General features: G+C 46.9%; 19 protein-coding genes. 8 read left to right on the forward strand and 11 right to left on the reverse strand.

The genetic code is table 11. The features are described from left to right. Nucleotides 1-216 precede the first annotated feature (216 nt). Nucleotides 217-1065, forward strand: a complete 849-nt coding sequence (locus tag ABIE27_RS21195; protein WP_123063158.1) for an EcsC family protein — start codon at nucleotides 217-219, stop codon at nucleotides 1063-1065. A gap of 256 nt (nucleotides 1066-1321) precedes the next feature. Here the strand turns inward: ABIE27_RS21195 and ABIE27_RS21200 are convergent, their stop codons facing one another. Beyond that, a complete protein-coding gene (locus tag ABIE27_RS21200; protein ID WP_123063159.1) occupies nucleotides 1322-2596 on the reverse strand; it encodes an MFS transporter in 1275 nt (424 codons plus the stop codon). Between the two features lie 350 nt (nucleotides 2597-2946). On the opposite strand from ABIE27_RS21200, the gene ABIE27_RS21205 reads away from it, so the two are divergent. Then, on the forward strand, nucleotides 2947-3063 hold the full coding sequence (locus tag ABIE27_RS21205; protein WP_240036669.1) for a putative holin-like toxin: 117 nt from the start codon (nucleotides 2947-2949) through the stop codon (nucleotides 3061-3063). Between the two features lie 313 nt (nucleotides 3064-3376). On the opposite strand, the gene queF is transcribed toward ABIE27_RS21205, so the two are convergent. From queF to ABIE27_RS21235, 6 genes are all read right to left on the reverse strand, one after another. Continuing rightward, the gene (gene queF, locus ABIE27_RS21210) at nucleotides 3377-3868 is read right to left on the reverse strand and encodes a preQ(1) synthase (RefSeq protein ID WP_110897191.1); all 492 of its coding nucleotides are present in this window, start codon (nucleotides 3866-3868) and stop codon (nucleotides 3377-3379) included. A 61-nt stretch (nucleotides 3869-3929) separates the two neighbouring features. After that, nucleotides 3930-4667 (reverse strand): 7-carboxy-7-deazaguanine synthase QueE, encoded by a 738-nt coding sequence (queE, locus tag ABIE27_RS21215; RefSeq protein ID WP_123063162.1) that lies wholly within the window; start codon nucleotides 4665-4667, stop codon nucleotides 3930-3932. Next, complete coding sequence (queD, locus tag ABIE27_RS21220; protein ID WP_429351423.1) at nucleotides 4660-5151, reverse strand: 6-carboxytetrahydropterin synthase QueD; 492 nt, start codon at nucleotides 5149-5151, stop codon at nucleotides 4660-4662. The genes queE and queD overlap by 8 nt, the downstream gene beginning before the upstream one ends. Continuing rightward, nucleotides 5151-5840, reverse strand: a complete 690-nt coding sequence (queC, locus tag ABIE27_RS21225; protein WP_429351525.1) for a 7-cyano-7-deazaguanine synthase QueC — start codon at nucleotides 5838-5840, stop codon at nucleotides 5151-5153. The genes queD and queC overlap by 1 nt, the downstream gene beginning before the upstream one ends. A gap of 397 nt (nucleotides 5841-6237) precedes the next feature. Further along, complete coding sequence (locus tag ABIE27_RS21230) at nucleotides 6238-6942, reverse strand: AIM24 family protein (protein ID WP_123063163.1); 705 nt, start codon at nucleotides 6940-6942, stop codon at nucleotides 6238-6240. An 18-nt stretch (nucleotides 6943-6960) separates the two neighbouring features. Further along, a complete protein-coding gene (locus ABIE27_RS21235) occupies nucleotides 6961-7416 on the reverse strand; it encodes a hypothetical protein (RefSeq protein ID WP_123063164.1) in 456 nt (151 codons plus the stop codon). A 333-nt stretch (nucleotides 7417-7749) separates the two neighbouring features. Here ABIE27_RS21235 and ABIE27_RS21240 point away from each other — a divergent pair, with 333 nt between their 5' ends. From ABIE27_RS21240 to ABIE27_RS21250, 3 genes are all read left to right on the forward strand, one after another. Then, on the forward strand, nucleotides 7750-7917 hold the full coding sequence (locus ABIE27_RS21240) for a hypothetical protein (RefSeq protein WP_192895061.1): 168 nt from the start codon (nucleotides 7750-7752) through the stop codon (nucleotides 7915-7917). A gap of 207 nt (nucleotides 7918-8124) precedes the next feature. Next, nucleotides 8125-8829, forward strand: coding sequence for a hypothetical protein (locus ABIE27_RS21245; protein WP_123063165.1), 705 nt, complete (start codon nucleotides 8125-8127; stop codon nucleotides 8827-8829). Between the two features lie 157 nt (nucleotides 8830-8986). Continuing rightward, nucleotides 8987-9958, forward strand: coding sequence for a helix-turn-helix transcriptional regulator (locus ABIE27_RS21250; protein ID WP_123063166.1), 972 nt, complete (start codon nucleotides 8987-8989; stop codon nucleotides 9956-9958). Nucleotides 9959-9993: 35 nt separating this feature from the next. Here the strand turns inward: ABIE27_RS21250 and ABIE27_RS21255 are convergent, their stop codons facing one another. Beyond that, on the reverse strand, nucleotides 9994-10668 hold the full coding sequence (locus ABIE27_RS21255) for an exonuclease domain-containing protein (protein ID WP_429351424.1): 675 nt from the start codon (nucleotides 10666-10668) through the stop codon (nucleotides 9994-9996). Between the two features lie 549 nt (nucleotides 10669-11217). Between ABIE27_RS21255 and ABIE27_RS21260 the strand changes: the two genes are divergently transcribed. Then, nucleotides 11218-12954: a proline--tRNA ligase gene (locus tag ABIE27_RS21260; protein WP_429351425.1), complete on the forward strand. Its 1737-nt coding sequence runs from the start codon at nucleotides 11218-11220 to the stop codon at nucleotides 12952-12954. Between the two features lie 500 nt (nucleotides 12955-13454). Here the strand turns inward: ABIE27_RS21260 and ABIE27_RS21265 are convergent, their stop codons facing one another. The 3 genes from ABIE27_RS21265 to ABIE27_RS21275 form a co-directional block, all read right to left on the reverse strand. After that, nucleotides 13455-15263 (reverse strand): 5'-nucleotidase C-terminal domain-containing protein, encoded by a 1809-nt coding sequence (locus ABIE27_RS21265; RefSeq protein ID WP_429351426.1) that lies wholly within the window; start codon nucleotides 15261-15263, stop codon nucleotides 13455-13457. Nucleotides 15264-15439: 176 nt separating this feature from the next. Further along, nucleotides 15440-15856 carry an ImmA/IrrE family metallo-endopeptidase gene (locus tag ABIE27_RS21270; RefSeq protein WP_123063170.1) on the reverse strand — a complete coding sequence of 139 codons (417 nt, stop codon included), beginning with the start codon at nucleotides 15854-15856 and terminating at the stop codon, nucleotides 15440-15442. Between the two features lie 46 nt (nucleotides 15857-15902). Then, nucleotides 15903-16343: a helix-turn-helix domain-containing protein gene (locus tag ABIE27_RS21275; protein ID WP_275670028.1), complete on the reverse strand. Its 441-nt coding sequence runs from the start codon at nucleotides 16341-16343 to the stop codon at nucleotides 15903-15905. Nucleotides 16344-17045: 702 nt separating this feature from the next. Here ABIE27_RS21275 and ABIE27_RS21280 point away from each other — a divergent pair. Further along, nucleotides 17046-17528, forward strand: a complete 483-nt coding sequence (locus tag ABIE27_RS21280) for an ArpU family phage packaging/lysis transcriptional regulator (protein ID WP_123063418.1) — start codon at nucleotides 17046-17048, stop codon at nucleotides 17526-17528. A 95-nt stretch (nucleotides 17529-17623) separates the two neighbouring features. Then, complete coding sequence (locus tag ABIE27_RS21285) at nucleotides 17624-19297, forward strand: GAF domain-containing sensor histidine kinase (RefSeq protein WP_123063171.1); 1674 nt, start codon at nucleotides 17624-17626, stop codon at nucleotides 19295-19297. The last annotated feature ends 15 nt before the right edge of the window (nucleotides 19298-19312 follow it).

Genomic DNA, 19312 nt, shown 5'->3' on the forward strand with positions numbered 1-19312 from the left:
AAAACCAAAACCAAAACCAAAACCAAAACCAAAACCAAAACCAAAACCAAAACCAAAACCAAAACCAAAACCAAAACCAAAACCAAAACCAAAACTCCTCAGTTTAAACTGTTTTCTACATATTTCCGGTGTTTCGTTATGATGTGTTAAGCTGAGAATGAGCTAGGTCAGATTCAGAATTTTTGGAGCACACTACCACCTTAAGGAGGATTACATATGGAATCACGCGAGATATTAGATGGGGAGCTTGAGCAGATTTTAAAATGGGAGAAGGAACAGAAGGATTTGTTCATATGGGACAAGATTGGGCGGTTGCCATTTGCCATGTTGGATAAAGTGATGCCGAAGGCGATCAAACAGAAGATAGGCGACGCCCTGAACGAAGTGGGCCAGTATCTACAGACGGGTGGCAAGTTTCTTGTTCAGAAGAAAAAAGTAGCCAAGCTCCTGCGAGAGGAAGCCGAGCGCTCGGGTTACCCCATAACAACGGATTATATCTACCAATTAGAGCAGGATACGGATATGGAGAACACTGCCCAAATTCAGAGTGTGGAAAAACTACCGCTTGAGGTGCTGGACCGTGTGGCGGATAGCATCACCGAAAGTCGAAGCAAATTTGCTGCGGCACAAGGAGCCGCGACAGGATTTGGAGGCATCGTAACGATCGCAGCGGACATTCCACTGGTAATGGGACTTTCATTAAAAGTACTTCAAGAGATGGCGCTGTGTTACGGGTATGATCCCGATGATCCGCTGGAGCGTATCTTTATCGTGAAGTGTCTGCAATTCTCTTCCGCCGATATTGTGGGCAAGAAAGCCATCATTGATGAGCTGGCTGACTACGATAATCCAGACAAGCAAGTTGAAGTGGTGTCTCAGATGCAAGGATGGCGTGAAGTGTTTAACTCGTACAGTGAGTCTTTTGGCTGGAAAAAGTTATTCCAGTTAATACCCGTTGCGGGGATGATCTTCGGCTCCGTCAGCAACAAAAATACAATTCAGGACGTCGCTGAGGCAGGTAAAATGCTGTACAAAAAACGGCTGATTTTGCAACGCTTGAAATAGACAAATCCGCCTCAGGCTGTTAGTTGTAGGTTGAGATTACTCTAGATGACTAGGGAAGCGAGTCTTAAGATAGGACGATATGATGAAAAAAGGCTCCTGCCGATCTGGATGAATTCAGATACGGACGGGAACCTTTTTATTTGTGTTTGATAAGCAGGAGCGGAAGCGAATTTTTGGAAATTTAACGATCTCGAGAGAAACTATTTCATCACTCTTACATTACCCCATATCAAAACCAGGATGTAGCCGAAAGAACTTACTCCTCACTACCGTTTTCCTGTGCCCAACGATTGAGCAACTTGTCAGATGGCAGCAGGAACGTAAAGATACCAATGAGCGGCAAAAAGCTGCATATTTGCATGACGGGTGAAACGCCGAAGACGTCGATCCAGTTCCCGAGCACGAGTGCCCCAAGACCGCCCATCCCAAAGGCAAGACCAGTAATCAGACCGGAAACCGTTCCGATTTTGCCCGGAATGAGCATTTGAGCGTATACCACAGTAACGGAGAAGCTGGATAACATGATAAAGCCAATAATCGTCAGCAGTACGCCCGTCCAGAACAAATTGGCGTAAGGTAACAACAGCGCGAGCGGTGCAGCTCCGGCCATGGATAGAAAGATCATGTTACGTTTACCGAATCGGTCTGCGAGCGGGCCGCCAAAGAAGGTACCCAGTGCACCGGCAGCCAGGAAGAGAAAAATATAAATTTGCGCGTCTTCCGTAGATAAAGCAAATGTATCTTTCAGATTAAAGGCGTAAAAGCTGCCGATCGAAGCTACGTACCACGAACGGACAAATACGAGCAGAATCAGGATCGTAATCGCGGCAGCAATCTTTTGACGCAATGCTGGATTGGGAGCGCGACGGGCAGCCGCTTGTTTACGCAAATAGGAACCGGATTGCAACATCTGACCATACCAACGTGCGACGTAGAGCTGTACGGCAATTCCCATTGCGGCAATACCCGTAAAGCCAATGGCACCAAACAGCCCAAACGGGATGAAAATCCAGCGTGTAAGCAGCGGTGCAAGGGATTGTCCAGCATTACCGCCTACCTGAAAAATAGACTGTGCCAGTCCGCGGCGCTGGCCCGCGGCCATGTGGGATACCCGAGAGCCTTCCGGATGGAAAGCCGCGGAGCCGAGTCCAACAAAAATGACGGAGATGAGCACCATCACATAACTGTCCGCAAAGGCGAGCAGCAACATGCCCGTAAATGTGAAACCCATCCCGATCGGCAGGATCGACGGAGTAGGTTTTTTATCAGCAAACCAGCCGACAACAGGCTGCATAATCGATGAGGTAAAGTTGATCGCAAAAGCGATCCAGCCAATCTGAGTGTACGTTAGATGCATGGAGTCTTTTAAGATAGGAAATATTGCCGGAATGACAGACTGGATGGAATCGTTGAACAGATGCACCAGACTGATGGCAATAAGTATCCGGTATACGGTGCTTTGAGCATCCAATCCGGGTGGGGCTTTCGAACGCGCTGCGGCGTCCTTGGCTAATGTGGTTTGTGTAGACATGTTCAGTTCTCCTTTGGTCGCGGTCACGAGGGATCAGCGCCTAATGTTAGATTATATGCAATTAAGCATATTGTTACATAATAGGATAGATTGCAAGAAGCGACAAGGGGAACAAAGAAGGAAGTTACAACAACAGAATGGCTTGAATGGGTGGTCGGCTAGGGCGTGTCTGAAAACGCTGAAGGAAGCAGATTTTGCTGAATTTTCGTTCCAAGCAAGGAAGTTTTCTGCAGGCGTGCCGGGGCACGTCAAGGGAAAGTGACGCAGGAGGGGGCGAAAAGGCAGTAAAAGATGCACTTCAGTAGGTTTCAAGACACGTCCTAGGTCTCCTGTGTAAGGAGGTGATGCCTGTGGAGATAAAAGATGTACTGACGCTGATGATCAGTTTTGCAGGGTTTACAGTAACCTTGATTAGACTGATTGTAACGATCGTCATTGCATTGAATAATCAAAACAAAAAGAAATAGACCGCCCCGACTAAGGTAATGGTCTATTTCAGTTACCGGTTACAGCCACCGCCCTTGAAGCGGCTGTTGTAAAAGAGTGAGGATGTTGATGCATCCTTACTCTTTTTTATAATCCTTATTGATTACAGTTTATCACAACATTCCCAAAACTCCACATGTACCATACTGACATTTTATCCGTTTCGTACTCATTCCTTCAAGGCTGAAGGTTAAAATCATTGCCAATAAGTCGGGATTCATCGTTTCAAACCGTGAAATCAGGACTGTTTCAGCCTTGAAGAGTCCCGCTAATAATAGTATCTACAGACTCAAATTAACGATTATCAATCGTCTCCGGATTCATGTCATGGTTCATCATGCGGTGTTCAGCCATTTGCTCGTATTTCGTTCCAGGTTTGCCGTAGTTGGTGTACGGGTCGATGGAGATGCCGCCGCGCGGAGTGAATTTGCCCCAGACTTCAATGAAGCGCGGGTCCATCAGCTTGATCAAATCGTTCATAATAATATTCACACAGTCTTCGTGGAAATCGCCATGGTTGCGGAAGCTGAACAGGTATAGTTTGAGCGATTTGCTCTCAACCATTTTGATATCGGGAATATAGCTGATATAGATCGTCGCAAAGTCCGGTTGACCCGTAATCGGGCACAGACTGGTGAATTCCGGGCAGTTGAATTTTACAAAATAATCACGGTACGGATGCTTGTTATCAAAGCTCTCCAGAATACCAGGATCATACTCAAACGTATATTTCACATTCTGGTTGCCCAGCAATGTTACATCTTGCATCTCGTCAGGTTGTCTCATTAAAATAAACTCCTCGTATTCAATTGAAGCCGTAGGCCTCGTATTATAATCTCGTATATAGTTAAACCCCGCGTTTATTCCCCCATACCAGCGTATGAAGCTGCGGAAGCACGCGCACGTTGTTCAGATCGTCCGAGGCACTTACCTGATCAATCAGCCATTCGTAACGCTCCAGCAACGAAGCCGCAAGATCCGGCGTATCCGCCGAAGAAACATCGGGGTTCCCCGTTTGTAAAAATAAAGCTGTGCCCGGATACCGTGCATGCACACGGCGGGCATAGTCCAGGTCTGTCTGATCGAAGATCACGATCTTCAGACTATGGCTTCGATCGGCCGGGCCAGCAGCCAGACGGCTGATCACATCGTCCAGAACAGCCCAGTCGGTGTCCATGCCTGAGCTGGGTGGCTTGGGCGAGACGGTGACTTCGTCAATGTCCGCCAGCCATGACTGCCAGCGTGAGCCCTGCGTCTCAACCGCGGTGCGGACGCCGTGCTCACGCAGCAGGGCAACCAGCCCGCCCAGCGAAGCGAGCAGGGCGGGGTTGCCGCCGGAGAGGGTTACATGGGAGAAACGCGTGCCGCCCAGGCGGCGCAGTTCATCCCATACCGCCTCCGGCGTCAGCATGCGAATCTGGTCCTTGCCACTGCCGTCCCAGGTAAAGGCCGAGTCGCACCAGGAGCAGCGATAATCGCAGCCCGCGGTGCGCACAAACATCGTTTTTTGCCCGATGACCATGCCTTCGCCTTGAACCGTCGGACCAAAAACCTCCATAACAGGGATCCGTGCTTCCTTACTCATCGATCATCCACTCCCGTCTTGCTTCAGCATAACTGGTCGGAGTCTCGAAGAGTCGCACGAATTCCATGCGGGCTCCGTCTGTGAGCCCGGCATAAGGCTCCGTTTGTAGAGCATGTTCCATCTGCTCGAATAGCCAGACCACCATATTTTCAGCCGTCGTATTCATGAGAGGCAATGTTTCATTCAAATATTGATGATCCAGGTAACCTTCAATCCGGCTTTTCCAGATGTCCTTGATATGTCCAAAATCAACCGTCAGCCCGGTTTCACCCGGATAACCGCTGATGCCAAAAACCACTTTATACGTATGCCCGTGCAGATTTTTGCACTTGCCTTCATAGCAGTGCAGATGATGTGCTGCATCAAAAGTAAATTCTTTGCTGACCAGCACACGTTTGCGGTGATATCTCAGCTGTGTGGGTAGAATATCCTGATCAATTCGCTGCAAGCGTTCAACGATGCGAAACGTTCCGGGTTCTCTCATCATGCATCCACTCCAGTGGAATGTGCAGTAGTACAAGTGGCTGCACGTTCCTCTGCATAACGATCCAATCCGGCTTTGCGTAGCTTGCAAGCCGGGCATTCACCGCACCCGTCACCGATGACGCCGTTATAACAAGTCAGAGTACGTTCGCGCACATAATCGAAAGCACCCAGTTCATCGGCCATCTTCCATGTTGCAGCTTTGTCCAGCCACATCAATGGCGTATGAATAACAAATGGGTAGTCCATCGACAGATTAAGAGTTACATTCATCGACTTTACAAATGAATCCCGGCAATCGGGATACCCGCTGAAGTCTGTCTCGCAAACACCTGTTACCAAGTGGCGAGCGCCTTTTTGTTTTGCCAAAATGGCGGCAAAGCTGAGGAACAGTAAGTTCCTTCCGTCAACAAATGTGCTGGGTAGTTCGCCTTCTTCATGCGCAATTTCCACATCGGAACGTGTGAGAGCGTTTGGTGCGAGCTGGTTAAGCAAGCTCATATCCAGTACGGTTTGCTGCACACCCAAATCTTTGGCAATCGCTGCTGCACACTCAATCTCCAGCTTATGGCGCTGCCCGTAATCAAACGTAACCGCTTCAACTTCGGCAAATTGTTTTTTTGCCCAGAACAGACACGTTGTGCTGTCCTGGCCGCCGCTGAATACAACGACCGCTTTTTCTTTGTTCAACATAAAAAAACCTCTCCATCTTCTTGAGATCACCCCTGCATATAAGCAAGAAATGTCGGAAGAACAGAGAAGTTCATGAACTGGCATCCATCAAAAAACACACCTTCTTAATAACCGCTTTAAAAAAAGCTGCTATAAGCAAGTGTCCTTAGTTTTTTACGCACACCGCGTCAGCCCGTATCCTTTTACAACTTAAGCTTTAAGCCTAAAGCATGTAAAAGCTACGTTTAATCACGGAAATCAGTACGCAAGACTGTAGCGACCATACACAGGTCAAGTCTTGTAGAGGGAGTTCGCGAACCTCTCCCATGCCATAGGCATGGATTTTCTTCTTTAATTGTCCGGGTTCAGTATACCATATCATTTACCGGATCGGCACATTTTTTAAAATCCATATTTACTTAATAATGACGTTACCAAAAGGAATGACTTCTTTTAATATACGTTTGAATAAACCTTCGTCATTGATGTCCTGTTGCAGTCTGTAGTTTTCCCGTCCCGCTTGAAAAAGCACCGGGCCTTGTCCTGTCATTTTCCAATGATAGTTCATATGCTGGCTGGCCAGGTTGTTTCCGTATACGGTTAATTCCAGATGAGCATTCTCGGGGTAGGCGATGACGCTCCCAGCATCTACATAAAGCGGGGCAGTGGGATGCAGTTCTTGCTGACATACCTGACCTTGTGTGAGCAATCCAATGGTTCCTTTGCCTGCAAACTTCATCTTCACTGCATCCCGGGTAATCAGCATATTTTTGATCTTTTGAATTTTGGTCTGCATGGTGACACCATCAGAATAGAAGAACAAATGGCGAAAATCATAAAGCAGATCACTGTGTTCTGTAAGCTGCACTTCTTTCATAGTGAATCCCGGAGGAAGGGCAGCTACAAATTGACATGGGCCGGTAATTTCTGATTTAATCAGCTTTTTTTTGCGATACATACCCGAAATATTCATGAATTTATCTTGTCTGCTGTTGCTGGGCCCGCGAAAAGCAACGATTTGCTGCGGATGCAGAATATGGAGGCGGTCATCCTGGATCAGTGAAAATGTAACCACTTGTCCGGCTCCGCCAGCTTCAGCATGGTTCAGATGTATATGCATGCAGTAACTCCTGTTCTTTTATAGTCGGCCAGATCGGCGACGCATTCCCCAGCGCATCACGCGAATCAGAAGGAAGTAACCCAATATGAGAGCAACAATGGTGATCACCATGGTTTGAATTCGCTGTGCGGTGGCTGTTCTGGCATCCTGTTCAGTTTGAAGTTTGCTGACCATTTCGGTCAGCTTCTGGTTCTGAGCCAGGAGTTGATCATTTTGTGCTTTGAATGCTTCCACATTCGCCTGGGCTTGTCCGAGCTGGGCGGAGGTTTGGTTTAGTTGCTCCAGTGTTTGCTTGTAACTCTCCTGTAATGCGTTCACTTCCCCGGGTAGTTCCGACACACGCTCCCAACCGTTATAAATATCCGAGAATATATTCGCACTCGCTGCATTTGCAGTAGAACCGAGTATGACTGTAAATAGAATGCATGTGGAGACAAACACCCGAATGAAATATCCCTGAATGGATTTTGGCATGAATGACACCTCTCTCTTCGGTAAGATCGATTCAGAGCTGATTTCGTCGTCATTTGTTGAATCCTCGCTCTTTCATTATACGTCAAAAACCTGGTGTTGGGTTCAAGAGGATTACGTTTTATTACCCGAATGTCTCGCGAAGAATTGGTAAAAGCAAATGTTTTAATTTAAAAATCAGCGGGTAATACAAGAATAGCAGTACCCCGGACAGAGCAAACACAAAGATTTACTCCCGTTCCGGGTATATCCTGTTCACAAATATGCAATGTAATGCTTAAAATTAATATATTTCGATTTTGAATAAGATCGCAAATAATGAAGGAGTAGAATAATATGTACGTATCAAACCAGAGCACGTCAACGAAAACGATCATGATTACTTTAAATGGTGAGCCAGTCGGACGCAAACTGATTATTGACAGTGTAACTTATGCACCGGTTGCTGAAACGGATAATGCGCAGTATATGCACAAAATGGAGCATAATCATCCAGCTGTTTAAGTTGGGACTTGTCATAGAGAAAGGTGTGAAAAGCTTGGCTATTAGCCAAGCTTTTTCGTCGTTTATTGTCGCTTCTAGGCGGATCAAGGGGAATAAAACTAATATAATGGAAAAAAGTAATGGGAACATATGTTCCGTGACAATATAGTGTCCATTCACCCTGCTAACTTAGAAGATAATACACATAAATCGGGGGAGAGACTACCAGTGAACTCAGTCTTTGAAGTATCTTATTCGTGGAATAAAGAGGCCATACCGACAGGGGGAGCCGATCCCGTATATATGATGGTAGAGTGGCGTTACGGAGCCCCTGCCAAAAGACTTAGGAAAATAGCACCCAAAATTATGTCGAGAGATTTAGAGCTTTTGCTCAAACCGGAATTTGGTGTCCAGCTTAAAGGCATCTATGGATGCCGATCCAAAGAAACGGATATTGGCTGGGTACTGCGACTTGGCGATGTACTCAAGGGAGAAAGCAAACAGATTCTGCTGGAATTTGCCGTAGGACCGCATCTCTCAGGAAAAGCAGCGATATGTTCTGCCTATTGGAGTACTCGGAAGTTAAAGCAAAGTCAGCGTGTGCTTCTACGTCGGGAGCAACTCTATATTCAGTATACAAGTCACCTGGGGATGCTAAGGCAGCCTGAAGACCCGAAAGTAGAGAAAACGATTAAATTGAATGAAACCGTACCATTACTCAAGCAGGCTCTACGTGCTTACGAACGAGGCCGCATCGAGGAAGGGAGCGAGATGCTGCGCCGTCATGCCGATGCACTGCTTATCGAAGCTGCACGCAAACAGGACATGGATTATTTTACAGAAGCCGAGATTGTCGAGAAGCTTCGTTATCATTATGGAATCACGTTTACAACAGGTCACCATAATCCTCAAAGAGCAATGTTAGGTGAATGATAACGTAATCAAGTGGTAACCGTACAGAGAGAACCAGTTTACATAAGTTTTGAAGGTGAAGTTAAACAACAAGTCGAATGTATATATCCATACTATATCGGTTGAGGATGGAGCTGTATCACACTATTTGAAACAACATCATGGAGGGCCTGGCCAAATGACAGACCGACTAATCCGATTAATGCGCATTATCACGCTGGTACAAGCCAAGCCAGGTATTCTGGCTCGGGAGCTTGCGGAGCGGTGCGAGACAACGGAAAGGACGATATACCGTGACATGGAGGCCCTCAGTGCAATGCATATTCCGATTGCCAATATGGGACACGGAAGAGGGTACATGTTTATCAGCCATTTTGCCATGTATCCGCTTAATTGGTCTGACGAGGAAGCTCAGGCTTTCATACAGCTTGCAGACGTTATGGAAGATATTCGTCCGCTGCTAAAGCCTGCCTTTGAGAGTGCCTACGAAAAAGTGGTAGCTTCAAGTCAGAAGAATAAAACCGAGCGAGTGGAATGGGCTGAGCAGATCAGAGGAATGTTCAAAGAGGGAGGAATCGTCTGGCAAAACAATGACGGAGATGAACCGAGTGATTCGCTCCTTTTGTTGCTTCAAGCAGGGATTTCACAAAACAGCATGGAAGGGAAGTATCAGTCTCAGGGAGAAATGGAGATGATTCGCTTTGATCCATATTGCCTGATTCCTCGGGAATATCAATTTGATCTGTTAGCTTATTGCCATCTCTCCGAGAGCATGAGAACGTTTCAGGTTAACCGGTTGCACGATTTACGAATCATTCCACGTACCTTCCGCAAAAATGATTATTTAATCCAGTCTTATTTCCGTACTGCCTGGATTTCGAGAGGAAGTACAGAAGAGACCGTGGTTAAAATCCGATTTTCTTCCCTAGTTGTGGACCGCGTGATGCAGGAACGCTTTTTTGTACGCCCCGTTCTGACCAGAGAACCTGAAGGTACCCTATTGTTTGAAACTGTAGTGAGTGATGCTGAGGGGTTTTTCGTGTGGATATCCAGATACGGACCAGAGGCTGAAATCCTGGAACCGGAACATTGTCGTACGCTGATGCAAGAACATTTGGAGCGCTGGCGGCAAGTGTACAATTCAAAATAAACTTCAGATTACAGGTTTAACGTCTGGAAGTCGTCTTACTCCTTGGCTTTAAAGAGATTGGCAAGATTGCCAAACGGTGATTCCTTTTCCTCATCATCCACAGTACTGGAGTAAACCACTTTGGAAGCAACGCCTTCATCATCCGCTGCGCAGTTACTTTCCAGTTTGAACTTGTCGAACTGGTGCATAAACACTTTAGCAGTATTAATGGCATCATCCAAAGCACGGTGCTGTGTACCGTCAAACTCAATTCCGCAAAGTTCAAGAGCCTGGGCAAGCCCGAGTTGCCGGAACTTTCCTTCTTTGTGCATGGCCCGCGACCATTGCTGCTGTAAATCATTATGATTAGTAATCCAGGCCACGTCCAGCTGATGTGTTCGGCAATGGGAGATGAGTTTGTTACGGTCATCTGGTCCCCAAGAGCACATATAATAAGGCTCATTGCCCATCCAATCGATGAACTGACTCAGTGCTGCCGGGAAAAGCGGGGCTGCATCGATGTCCTTCTGTGTGATTCCTGTGAACTGAACGGTGTCGGTGGACAAGACGGATTTGTTAGATGGACGAACATACGTATGAAAGGTGTCGGTGACTGTAAGACCTGTATCCGGGTTCTGGCTCACTTTGACGGCACCGATATCAATAATTTCAGAGGAGTAGCGTGTATTGCGGCTTACTGTAAATTCAAGATCATATATAATATAGGGCATAAGATAAACTCCTTTATGAAGGATACAAATTTCCATTCATGGATCTGTATGTTAGATCCGTGAAATGTTAATCTCTATTCTACAGTGAACCTGGGGCCGTGTCAGCCATTGTTATGAATTTTGCCTGAAGGATCTTGGCATAATGGTTTCGAGTGACCCATTCGTTTAATTGTATTTATTGACAAGTTCGTGTAAATGTTCTAATGTGATCAAAAATGAAAAATAGCGTTTATCGAGGACATAATTACGTAGGCTCGCTTCAACAGAGAGGGAATGGATTGCTGTAACATTCCTGTTGCTGCTGCGCAATTCCTACCTCGTTAGCTGCAAAGGGGAATGTCTGTCTCATAACAGGCTGCAACCTTTGCCGGAAGGGTCCGTTACGCCCCAAAGGACTGTATGTTAGCAGCAAGAGACATGAAACGACTGAATACAGTTAAATAAGGGTGGTACCACGACGCATTCGTCCCTGACGAATGCGTCTTTTTGCTGTTCAAGACTTCATGTGCGTAGTGCTTACCCATCTGATAAACAAGGAGTGTATTCAAGATGCGTCAAAGTGAATTGCTTGTTCCAACATTACGTGAAGCACCAGCGGAAGCTGATGCAACAGGGCACCGCCTGCTACTGCGCTCGGGTATGATTCGTCAAGTGGCCGCGGGAATATACAGTTATTTACCACTCGGGCGACGTGTGCTTCTGAACGTCGAGCAAATCGTCCGGGAAGAGATGGATCGTGCCGGGTGCCAGGAAGTACTGTTGCCAATTATGCAACCAGCAGAGTTGTGGGAAGAATCCGGCAGATACACGCAATATGGTCCAGAGTTAATGCGTCTGAAGGACCGGCACATGAGAGAGTTTGCGCTTGGACCGACTCATGAGGAGGTCGTTACAGCATTAGCTCGTGACGAAGTCAACTCTTACCGTAAGCTGCCCTTTACCTTGTATCAGATCGGAACCAAGTTCCGGGATGAGCGCCGTCCGCGTTTTGGCTTGTTGCGTGGCCGAGAATTTATCATGAAGGATGCCTATTCATTTGCATCGGATTGGGAGGAACTGGATCGAACCTATCAGGTAATGAATACAGCATATTGCCGTATTCTGGAACGCTGTGGTTTGGATTTCCTTCGGGTTGAGGCAGATGCGGGAACTATTGGTGGACAAGGCGAAACACATGAGTTCATGGCTTTGGCTGATGTAGGAGAGGATACCATTGTGACGTGTAAAACATGTGGTTATGCTGCAAATCTGGAGAAGGCGGCGTTTCAATCCGCAGCACCTGCTATCCTTACGAATAAACCAAAAGCTAATGAGCACACAGAAGTGTTACGGGTTGAGACACCAGGTGTTCGTACGATCGCAGAATTATGCTCTTTCCTTGGCAAGAATGCAGAAGAGATGGTCAAAACATTGCTTTATCTGGCGGATGGTCAGCTTGTCGCTGCAATTGTCCGTGGAGATCATGAACTCAACGATATTGCCTTGAAACAGGTGCTTGGCGCAGAGGAACTGGAGCTGGCTGACGATGCAACTATCGCCGCGCATTCTAATCTCACCGTCGGTTATCTTGGACCTGTGGGGCTTGGACTGCGTATGGTGGTAGACGCTGATGTGGCCACCATGAAACATGCAGTGACCGGAGCAAATGAGGCTGGCATGCATCTATCAGGTGTTCGTCCAGGCGTGGATTTTCCGCTGGATCAAGTTGAGCGTATCCGCTTTGCCGCTGAAGGGGATTGTTGCGTATCATGTGGCGAACCACTTGTGTTCACCAAAGGTATTGAAGTAGGGCATATATTCAAGCTGGGTACAAAGTACAGCGATGCCATGGGAGCTTCTTTCCTGGATCGTAATGGCCGCCAATGTGCACCTGTAATGGGATGTTACGGTATCGGGGTATCTCGTTTAATGGCAGCTATTGCTGAACAGTACGCGACGGAAGAGGGTATCCAGTGGCCTGTATCTGTAGCGCCTTATGATGTGCATCTCATCCCGGTAAGCTGGAAAGACGAGCATCAACAGAAGCTAACGCTTGAGTTGGAGCAACAGCTAATGGATTGTGGATTTCGTGTGCTCGTCGATGATCGGGATGAACGCCCGGGTGTAAAATTCAAGGATGCCGAGTTAATCGGACTGCCTGTACACATTGTTGTAGGCAGAGGAGCAGCCGAAGCACAAGTGGAACTGGGTGCCCATATGCTTGCTGTTTCAGGCGAAACGAAACGAATCAGTATGAAGGCACAGGAAGCTGTGAATTACGTGAAGGAGCAAATTCGCCGAGATTAAGCGAGGGTGTAGCATAAGAAGCGAAGAAAACACAGTAGTTTATGATAGATAAAATTTGCCTATATAATAGGACTGAATATTATGTCGATCTTTATTTTTAGCTGAATAAGCCAGAGGTTCCTTGGAAAACGGGACTCTAGAAGTAGAAAGAAAGTCTAATTACAGAAAATAATCATACCAAGTGACTACAGCTGGAAAATAAAGATTAGGTTAATTTCGCTTTTGCTCATAAAGCTGCGGTAAGCTTGGCTAATCGCAGTGATACGGGTATAAGTGTGCAAAACTAACGTAAGCGTGATTGTACTTCAACCATGCTGTAAATCGCATAAGTACGGATGTTACAGGCAAATATGTTCTAGTTCAGCAGGGGGTAGACATCGACTTTGAAGTCGAAAGTGGCATGCAAGGGATTTATTTTTGAAAAAGAAAACGAAAAGGAGTCCTTAGCCTGTGATCTGGGCAAGGGCTCCCTTTTGTCGTTTATTTGAAATGGCTGCAGATTAAGAGGCAGCAGGCAATTTCAGTGTTTGACCTGGATAAATCCAGTGTGGTTTTTTAATTTTGTTGAGTTTTTGCAGGGTCTGCCATGTTGTACCGTATTGTTTGGAGATCGAGTACAGAGACTCGCCTGATTTTACAATATGCAATTTAGCAGGGGCTGGAGCTGGTTTCCCTGGTGCTGGTTTGACCGGTTTCTCCGGTTGAGGCTTGGTTGGTGTTGGTGCTGGCACAGGGGCCGGAGCCTCAGTACCCGGTGCTTCTGGTTCTACAGCAGCTTTCTTGCCTTCGCTGATACGGCCGTCGGTTTTAATATCGACTGCGCCGAGCTTTTGCATGTAGTTGATCAACGCCTCATCCAGTGCACCGTACATACCGGTTGTTGGATACTTGGCGAACATCGTGTACTCATCACCGCCGACTGCTGTGAAGTCATTGGTTGCAAGTGTGTAGGTCGCTGCTGGATCAAGAGCTTTATCGCCGACCATTACGGAATGAACACGGCTGCCTTTTGCAGCAGCGGCATCGATTTTGAATGTGATCCCAGATACTTGCGGGAATCCACCGCTTGGTTCCGGGTAGGAGCCTACACCGTTCTCCAGGGCTGCGAGTACATCAGAGCCTTTTACATTAAGGGTCACAACTTGGTTGCCAAAGGGAAGAACGGTAATGACATCGCCTTTAGTTACGATGCCTTTTTCGATAGAAGAACGAATGCCTCCGCCGTTAGTCAATGCGATATCGGCTTTGCTGACATCACGGATTGCATCAGCCAGCAGGTCACCCAGATTGGTCTCGCCAGTGCGTACTTGCTCACGTTTGCCGTCGAGCAGAACGGCAGTATTTGCTACTTCTTCTTTCAGAATCGGTTCTTGTTTTTTCTGAATGGAACTTACGAGCGCGGCAACGTTCTCGTTTGGTTTAATGTCTTTGGCCCCGGTTTCATCCATTAATGTTGCTGTTTTCTTCGAAACTTTGCCGCCGTCTACCCACAGGTCAATGACACCTACATAATTCGTATATTCACCTGCACTTGCAATCAAAGTTCCATGATCAGATACAAGTCCGTTTTTCAATACGGTATGGCTATGTCCATCGATGAACACATCAATGCCTGGCACCTCTTTAACGACTTTGAAGCTTGTATCGGTACTGGAAACATCTTGTCCAAGGTGTCCAAGAACAACGACAACATCGACTTTGCTACGAATTTCATTCACGAGAACTTTAGCTTCGGCAGAAGGGTCTGTGATTTGCAGACCTTCTACGTTTTTCGGGTTCGTTTTGTACATGGTTTCTGGTGTAGTCAAGGCGATAATCCCGATCTTCACACCATCAACTTCTTTGATAAGGTAAGGTTCGAAGATACGAGTTCCGTCTTTTTTCTTTACGTTTGCACTGAGCATAGGGAATTTCATCATCTTCGCCAGCTCCATCAGACGTTCCGAGCCATAGTTAAATTCATGGTTACCAGGTACCATCGCCTGATAGCCTATTTCGTTCATGACCTGGGCAATGCTCTCGCCTCTGACAAGCGTAGCAAATGTGGTACCGTGTACCGCATCGCCTGCATCCAGCAAGAGGGTGTTTGGATTTTCGCTGCGATATTTGTCAACGATGCCTGCGACTTTTGCAAATCCCATAGCAGGTGACTGTTCAACTGCACGGGCATGCATGTCATTGGTATGTAGGATAGTGATGTGCTTACCTGTGCCTGGAGCAGAATCCGTTGCTGCCGCCGCAATGCCTACACTGCCAAACAGTAAACAAACCGTTAGCAGAAGTGAAACAACGTTTTTCCAGTTTTTCATGAATCCGAAACCTCCCAAAATAGTAATCTATTAGAGCGTTTATACAGCTCATGTAGTATTTTAACAGACTATGATGAGTAAATCTCGTGATTTGCGTAAAAATAAGTAACCTGAAAGTTACATCTGATTTTGCCTGTAAAGCAGGTTCAACACTACACTTAAAAGAACATATGTTCTTAAATGCTGTAAAAAAAATGCTGCGCTTCACGCGGCAGTCCGGTACGTAAGCAAAATTTCTCAAGAGATTCATCCGGTTCCGGTGTGATTCCGGCCGTCAATAGTTGAATGGCAAAAAGATTGGCTTGTCTCTCCAGTTTGCCTGGAGCGAAATAGGAATGCTCCTCCAGGAAGAAACGATTAATTCCTTTGTGCAGTCTGTCATGCCCCAATTCATGCGCGCATACAAAGCGCTGCCATTCGGGGGGCAAGTCGTTGTGTATCACAATAAATCTGCGACGAAGTTTGCGGAAATACAGCCCTTTCGTGGATTTGCCCAGATTCGTAAAACGAATCTGTATTCCTACAGCACGGGCAATGCTGAACGGACAGTTGGTTCGGTGTTTGCGAATCAGCTCGGTTACGATGTCATCCATATGATCTCACCTGCAGTTTCAATAAGTTTGAACTCGTGTCCTGTTCTCATGGGCGTTGATCCGATTCGCCTGACTTTTTCCGTTTATTCATCTGTTTGGCTTCCCAGAACAAACCGGTCAGCACGTCTTTGATCCGTTTCTTGTCCTCTTCATCCAGCGGAATACCGTCGAACATCAAATCGTCGTCATCCTCCAGCATCTTTTTAAAGTCCCGGCGATCCTTGTAAGTTGCCCATTCCGGCACTTCCTGATGGTTTGCCTCAAGTCCTGTTTCAATATAACCTGCCTGTTTCATCATGTCTGAGTAAGGTACGGCGAGTGCGTTGGCAATCTTTCGGATGGTTGCTGGTTTAGGCACCCCGCGTACACCATTTTCAATCCGTGAAATCTGTGAATTGCTTATTCCAGCCGCTTCAGCGAGCTGATTGATGCTGAATCCCTGTTGCTCTCGCAACTGTTTCATATAAGGACCAAAAGCGTGCTCCACAACTCATGCATCTCCTTCGACTCGTCATAAGTGTTTGTGATTATAAAGAAGTCCGTTCGTTCTGCTCATGTGACGTTCTGCAAACTTGCCCGTTCCGGATGCGGATCATTCTTTCGATCGCTGTTATCCCCGGATTTTCTGTCATGTTCTCCTTTAAAGGGAGAAATCCGGTGATAAAGGCGAACGCTCCGCTTCTCCAGAATTGATTCCGCCTCCTGCACTACGTCTGTGCGCCTGCTAACGTGGAGTCATTCCCAGAGCCATGGACTTCTTTATAAAAAACAAATGACTTATACGAGTTCAGTAATTATCTGTACTATATCGTATATATACCATTAGGTAAAGAGATATGAAACAATTATGCCAAAAGGTATAGAAAATGAGAGCGAAGGTTTTATTTTATCGTCTAAATGACCCGAAATGAAGGTTTACTCCATTCTCCAGAAAGTGGTATCCTCTAATAGAAATACGAACAAAATGCGAACATGGTGTAAACAGGAACTCGTTTCCAAAAGGCAACGTAAGAAAAAAATCAAAAAACGTTACGTTTTGAAGAATCGGAACAACTCTATATGAGAGACTGTCTTCGCTAGAAGATGGGGATGAGGATTAGTCTAAGTATCAGTATGGGTTGTCAAAATGGAATGAAATATAGAGGGAATCAACTTGAGGAGGAGAATGACTATGGCAACGATGGCAAATATGGAATTGATGTTACCGGAATTGGATCGTCGTAAAACGCAGGCAGCTGTGGAGGCTGTATTGGAGAAGTATCGGATTTATAAAACGATTGCTTTTGAAGAACGTGAGGTGCAAGTGACCGCAAGTTATACGGAACGTTTGCATGGAGCTACCAATGTCACGGGGGATTCTACCGCAAGAACAGCGATCTATAATGTGGATGTCCAGCGTGCGCGTCAGGCTTACTGCGATACCATCGATCATATCGTATCTCGGCTTAGCGAGAAGGAACGAGTATTGGTACAGGAGCGATATATGAAGGACGATGATGTTTTTGATTATAAAATATACAACCATGTTTTTGATCCGCCTGTGAGCAAGGATACCTACACCAAGATTCGCACCCGTGCTTTTTACAAATTGGCGCTGGCTTTGTCCGACCGTGGGCTGATGAATATGGAACCACTGTCATGCACAAGAAAAGAACGGAAGAAGCTTGGCTGAGTATTAGGCAAAAAGTTGAAGCTTTCATATCCACGAAGGATTGGTTACAATGGTTTGGACAAAATCACTGACGGAGCATCTGAGGGGGAGTGTCCATGCCGGAAGAGGCTGGAATGCAGGAAATGGTGACGCTTAAAACCATTGCGGAAACGTTAAATACCTCCAATGACCTTAGTCTGATGCTGGATACGGTTGTTGGCAAATTACTTGAGCTAACCGGACTCACGGCGGGATGGCTTTTTCTTATCGATGAACGCGGAGAGTATGCCTGTGTATCAGACTATAACTTGCCGCCAGCTTTAATTCGAAACGATAAAGAGCCCATGCGGATGGGAACGTGCTGGTGTATCAACCGTTTTAGGGATGGAGGGCTGCAACATGCGATCAATATCATTAACTGCAAACGTCTTGAAGATGCTGTGGAGTTTAAGTGGGGAGATACGCAGGATATTACACACCACGCGACAGTTCCACTGCGTTCGGGTGATCGAATGTTGGGACTGCTCAATGTAGCAGCGCCAGGCAAAGAGGTTTTCAGCGATAGTGAACTCGCACTTTTGCAGGCGGTAGCCTATCAGATTGGCAGTGCAATGGAGCGAATGCGATTTTATCGTGCAGAGCAGCGACGGGCAGAACTCTATGCCCGGCTCGGGGACTTCGGCACAGCATTAAGTCTTGCTGTCAATGAATGCAGTGAGCCGAATGCATTGCCGGATACTGTTGCAAGGCTGCTTGGCAAGCATTTTGATTGGTCGTTCGCTGCGCTTGTACAACAAACGAATAGCACATTTCATATACAGGCAATGTATGCACATGGTGAGGTATGGACGGACTCGGCAGATCCCCTTTCCTTGGAAGGGACACGCCTCATGGATCGGATCGTGGATCACTATCGTGCAGCCATCCTATCCGCGGATGAACTTGCTGAAATATTCGGCCAATTCAGCCTTGAATTTCAATGGGGTGAATTTGCTTCGGGGGTGGGTGTACCTCTCCCATATCATGCGCCAGAGGAACCGGGAGTGTTGATCATCGGTACTGAATCACGATCCCTGGATCTGATTCGGGCAGACAGGGAAGTCCTTGAGGCTCTGGCAGAGCATATCATTGCTTCACGGGAGAGCCTGAAGCTGGCAGATCATCGGCGCGAACTGGCGAGGCTTGAAGAGCGGAATCGGCTTGCTCGGGATTTGCATGATTCGGTGAATCAAATTTTGTTCTCCCTATCGTTGACGGCGAAAGGTGCAGAGAGTATGCTCTCCGGTACGGAGCCGATGCATCCGGCAGCAGAAGTGATGAGAGATATACGAGCCTTGTCTCAGGAAGCACTCAAGGAGATGCGAGCATTGATTATGCAGCTTCGTCCATCAGGTTTGGAGGCCGGATTAGTCAGCGCGCTTCAGGAGTATGGGGCAAAACAGGGGCTTCAAGTTATCGCTGATCGTAAGGGGATGCGCTCCATACCGCGTAATATCGAAGAAGGTTTGTGGCGTATTGGTCAGGAGGCTTTGAACAATATTCGGAAGCACGCAGGGGTGTCTTCGGCATGCGTACAGCTTGAATTCAGTGAACGTGAAGCGAAACTCACCATCTCGGATCAGGGGAAGGGCGGTGCCAAGCGGCGGAAGCCATCATCGGAAAATTCACTCGGATTGTCGATTATGAGAGAGCGCGCACAATCACTCGGAGGCAAACTAAATATAAGGAGTTCTTCGCGTAAAGGGACAACCGTGACAGCAGTTATACCACTTCCGTATGAAGCGGAATAGAGTCAGGAGGCAGGC

Origin of the sequence: Paenibacillus sp. 4624, from assembly GCF_050435065.1 — a bacterium.
Classification (GTDB): Bacteria; Bacillota; Bacilli; order Paenibacillales; family Paenibacillaceae; genus Paenibacillus; species Paenibacillus amylolyticus_D.

What these genes read in the sequence shown, in the direction of transcription:
- queE (WP_123063162.1), bottom strand. Translation starts at nt 4,667, where the DNA reads ATGAGTAAGGAAGCACGGATCCCTGTTATGGAGGTTTTTGGTCCGACG.
- ABIE27_RS21250 (WP_123063166.1), top strand. Translation starts at nt 8,987, where the DNA reads ATGACAGACCGACTAATCCGATTAATGCGCATTATCACGCTGGTACAA.
- ABIE27_RS21195 (WP_123063158.1), top strand. Translation starts at nt 217, where the DNA reads ATGGAATCACGCGAGATATTAGATGGGGAGCTTGAGCAGATTTTAAAA.
- ABIE27_RS21285 (WP_123063171.1), top strand. Translation starts at nt 17,624, where the DNA reads ATGCCGGAAGAGGCTGGAATGCAGGAAATGGTGACGCTTAAAACCATT.
- ABIE27_RS21240 (WP_192895061.1), top strand. Translation starts at nt 7,750, where the DNA reads ATGTACGTATCAAACCAGAGCACGTCAACGAAAACGATCATGATTACT.
- ABIE27_RS21230 (WP_123063163.1), bottom strand. Translation starts at nt 6,942, where the DNA reads ATGCATATACATCTGAACCATGCTGAAGCTGGCGGAGCCGGACAAGTG.
- ABIE27_RS21280 (WP_123063418.1), top strand. Translation starts at nt 17,046, where the DNA reads ATGGAATTGATGTTACCGGAATTGGATCGTCGTAAAACGCAGGCAGCT.
- ABIE27_RS21200 (WP_123063159.1), bottom strand. Translation starts at nt 2,596, where the DNA reads ATGTCTACACAAACCACATTAGCCAAGGACGCCGCAGCGCGTTCGAAA.
- ABIE27_RS21260 (WP_429351425.1), top strand. Translation starts at nt 11,218, where the DNA reads ATGCGTCAAAGTGAATTGCTTGTTCCAACATTACGTGAAGCACCAGCG.
- ABIE27_RS21270 (WP_123063170.1), bottom strand. Translation starts at nt 15,856, where the DNA reads ATGGATGACATCGTAACCGAGCTGATTCGCAAACACCGAACCAACTGT.
- ABIE27_RS21255 (WP_429351424.1), bottom strand. Translation starts at nt 10,668, where the DNA reads ATGCCCTATATTATATATGATCTTGAATTTACAGTAAGCCGCAATACA.
- ABIE27_RS21265 (WP_429351426.1), bottom strand. Translation starts at nt 15,263, where the DNA reads ATGAAAAACTGGAAAAACGTTGTTTCACTTCTGCTAACGGTTTGTTTA.
- ABIE27_RS21235 (WP_123063164.1), bottom strand. Translation starts at nt 7,416, where the DNA reads ATGCCAAAATCCATTCAGGGATATTTCATTCGGGTGTTTGTCTCCACA.
- queF (WP_110897191.1), bottom strand. Translation starts at nt 3,868, where the DNA reads ATGAGACAACCTGACGAGATGCAAGATGTAACATTGCTGGGCAACCAG.
- queD (WP_429351423.1), bottom strand. Translation starts at nt 5,151, where the DNA reads ATGAGAGAACCCGGAACGTTTCGCATCGTTGAACGCTTGCAGCGAATT.